The organism is Chitinophaga sp. (assembly GCF_035564935.1).
Taxonomy (GTDB): Bacteria; Bacteroidota; Bacteroidia; order Chitinophagales; family Chitinophagaceae; genus Chitinophaga.
In genome coordinates this window covers 1-3,623 of the sequence record NZ_DATMTE010000856.1, presented here as the reverse complement: position 1 = coordinate 3,623, position 3,623 = coordinate 1, and the positions used below count along the sequence as shown (strand labels likewise).

The window sequence follows — 3,623 nt, the reverse complement described above, 5'->3', positions numbered from 1 at the left end:
GCCACAGTTGATAGATTTAAGTGTTAACGAATCAAATCCTGTTACAATAAGAGACAAATATACTATTGTTTTACAAATATCAAAATATTTTTAAATGATTTTGAAAAATCATAAAACCCGGCTGTAACAGGCTGCGGCAGGGCATATACAAGCACATGATTGCTATTCACTTACACTTTCTTCATCACCTGATTGCTGACGTGCGTATAGTTCTGCATAATATCCATTCAATGACAATAAATCACTATGTGTTCCCTGCTCCACGATTTTCCCTTCATCCAGTACAATTATGCTATCGAACTCAAACAAGGCAAAGATCCGGTGGGTGATAATAATAGCCGTTTTATTTTTCAGATAGGCATACAGGTTGCCGATGATCTCTTTCTCTGTACGGGCATCCACGGCAGACAGGCAGTCGTCGAAAAGGAGGATATTGGGATCCTTGATCAGGGCCCTGGCAATGGAAATACGCTGTTTCTGCCCCCCGCTGAGCGTTACGCCCCTCTCGCCGATAGCCGTTTCAAACCCTTCGTTAAAGCCCAGGATATCCTTTTCCACGGAAGCCTGCCTGGCGGCGGTTTGCACCTCCTGGATCGTAGCACTGGGATTGCCGAAGCGTATATTATTGGCAATGCTGTCGGAAAACAGGAACACATCCTGCGGTACATAACTGATCTGCCCCCGCAGTTGGTCCAGCTGCAGCCCCCTGATATCCTGGCCGTCAACCATCACTTTTCCTTCCTGCGGATCGTACATCCGTATCAGCAATTGCGCCAGCGTACTTTTGCCGGAGCCGGTGCGGCCAATAACAGCCACCTTTTGACCAGGCCTGATATGCAGGTTGAAATTATTAATAGCAGTGATGCCTGTATGCGGATAAGTAAACGTCACATTTTCCAGGCGCACCTCCCCTTCCAGTTTCACCGCCTTTGCGCCGGGAGCATCCTTAATGGTGGGCTCAATCTGTAAAAATTCGTTTATCCGTTGCTGTGAGGCAGCCGCACGCTGGATCATAGACGCCACCATGCCGATAGAAAAGAACGGGAACATCAGCATGTTCACATAGATCACAAATTCCGCCAGGTTACCCACGGTAATGTTTCCTTCAATTACCTGGATCCCGCCGATGAAAATAGTGAGGATCACACTTAAGCCGATCATCAATGCCATGGTGGGCTGGAACAGGGCGTCTGTTTTAGCAAGACTGATAGAACTCTCTTTATATGCTTCACTGGCTTCTTCAAAATGCTTTGTACTCGCATCTTCCTGGATATATGATTTTATTACCCGGATGCCTGAATAAGATTCCTGGGCAATGGAAGTAATGTTGGATAACTGTGCCTGGATCCTTTCACTTTTACGGTGAATGATCCTGTTCACATAGTAAATGGTTAAGGCCAGGAAAGGCAATGGCGACAAGGTATACAGCGTTAGCAAGGGATTCACCTGCAGCATCAGGTATACAATGATCACAATCAGGAACAGGGTACGGGAGGCGTACATTATAGCAGGTCCTACGTACATGCGTACACGTGATACATCTTCCGTGATCCGGCTCATGAGATCACCGGTGCGGTGCATCTTAAAAAAATTAAGATCAAGCTTCTGGTAATGCTGATAAATTTCATTCTTCAGATCGTACTCAATATGGCGGCTCATGACAATGAGTGTTTGCCGCTGCAGGAATAAAAAGAACCCGCTCAGTAATGCAAACAGCAAAATGCTTACGCCATAGAATGCCAGCACATGCGTAAAATCGCCACGGAAGGCCACTTTCAGCGCGGTGTTATCCAACAGCCGGTATTCATCAATATTATGCGCCAGCAGGTCAAAGATCTGGCGTACCATGATAGGCTGGAACACACTGAACACAATGGAGATGGCGGTAAACAACAGTCCAAGGATCAGCAGCCATTTATTGGTAAGAAAGTATTTATTAAGTGCGGCAAGGTGTTTCAACAGTCTTCGATTTGCCAACAAAAATAAGGCATTCAGCGCATATAGCTGTAAACGGTAAGACCCGTGCAAAGAATTGCTCTGCACGGGCCTTCTTCCTGAAATTTATCTTTTTTACTTTGTTGAAAAAGAGCCAAGGATCTCTTCCAGCGCCGGTTCATACTTTACCAGGTCGCTTGCCAGCGTGGTAAGTGTAATGGCGTAGGCGATATTGTTTTTTACCAGGATGGTTACCTCTCCGCTAAGCGGGGTGCCTGTTTCCCGGTGGGCATACCGGCATTTCATCCATTTGGCTTTTGCACCGGCAACGGTACGTTCCCCGTTGTCGATCTTTTTATAATCCACGAAGAAATTCTCCATTTCTTTCTGGGTGGTTTCCATCACCTTATCCAGTGTAAACCCTTGTTTCAGTTCCTGGGTAACGATGTTCACATTGGCCCGGAAGATACTGTCGTCGCCAGCCGGCGCCATCATGAAGGTATATTCTATCCGGCTCATCACGGTATCGGTCTTCGTCCAGCCGGCGGGGGGAGTTACGGAAAAGGTGCCTCTGCCGGCGTTCATTCCCGGCGATTTTCCTGCCAGTTCCAGTACTTCTTCGCTGCTTAATTCTTTAGGGGATTTGGAAGTGTTGTTGCAGGCGGCGATGCTTAACAAACAAACTGCCGCGGAGATCAATTGTAATTTCATCGTGCACATAAGGGATAGAAACCGCCCCGGCATTACACCGGAGCGATCTATGTTATTATAAATTTTTCAGTGCAGCTACAATCCTGGATTCTGCATCCGCAGCCGCTACTTCTTCTTTCACAAATTTCTGACCGGTAATATTTTCAAACAGTTCAATGTACCGTTCGCTTACGCTGCTAACAAATTCGTCTGTCATTTCCGGTACCTGTTGTCCGTCTTTACCCTGGAAGCCGTTTGCCATCAGCCATTCGCGTACAAATTCCTTGCTCAGCTGTTTCTGCTGAACGCCGTTCTTCTGGTTTTCTTCATATCCTTCCGCGTAAAAATAACGGGATGAATCCGGGGTATGGATTTCGTCGATCACGTAAATGGTATCGCCGATCTTACCAAATTCATATTTCGTATCTACCAGGATCAGCCCGCGTTTGGCGGCTAGTTCCCTGCCTCTTTCAAATAAAGCGAGGGTATACTTTTCAAGTTGCTCATAGTCTTCCTTGCTCACCAGTCCCCGTGCAATGATCTCTTCACGGGAAATATCCTCATCGTGCCCTTCATGCGCCTTCGTGGTGGGCGTAATGATGGGCGACGGGAAGAAATCGTTTTCTTTCAATCCTTCCGGCATGGTTACACCGCAAAGTACACGCTGACCTGATTTGTAGGTTCTCCAGGCATGACCGGTGAGGTTACCGCGTACCACCATTTCTACCGGGAAGGTTTCGCACTTCAGCCCTATTGTTACGTTAGGCAGCGGAGAAGATTTTACCCAGTTAGGAACGATGTCTTTAGTGGCATCCAGCATAATGGCGGCCACTTTGTTCAATACCTGTCCTTTGAATGGAATGGGACGGGGCAGCACCACATCAAATGCAGAGATGCGGTCGCTTACAACCATTACCATCAGCCTGTTATCAATGGTGTAAACATCACGTACTTTCCCTTTGTAAAAGGCAGTCTGACCTGGTAATTTGAAACTAGAC

3 protein-coding genes are annotated in these 3,623 nt (G+C 47.0%); all 3 read right to left on the bottom strand.

What is annotated here, in order from left to right; genetic code table 11:
• Nucleotides 1-162: 162 nt before the first annotated feature.
• Nucleotides 163-1,959, bottom strand: coding sequence for an ABC transporter ATP-binding protein (locus VN105_RS22410; protein ID WP_325644404.1), 1,797 nt, complete (start codon nt 1,957-1,959; stop codon nt 163-165).
• Between the two features lie 111 nt (nt 1,960-2,070).
• Nucleotides 2,071-2,646: an LpqN/LpqT family lipoprotein gene (locus tag VN105_RS22405; protein ID WP_325644402.1), complete on the bottom strand. Its 576-nt coding sequence runs from the start codon at nt 2,644-2,646 to the stop codon at nt 2,071-2,073.
• 55 nt (nt 2,647-2,701) lie between these two features.
• A partial coding sequence (locus tag VN105_RS22400; RefSeq protein WP_325644400.1) for a phosphoribosylaminoimidazolesuccinocarboxamide synthase occupies nt 2,702-3,623 on the bottom strand: 922 nt, incomplete at its 5' end.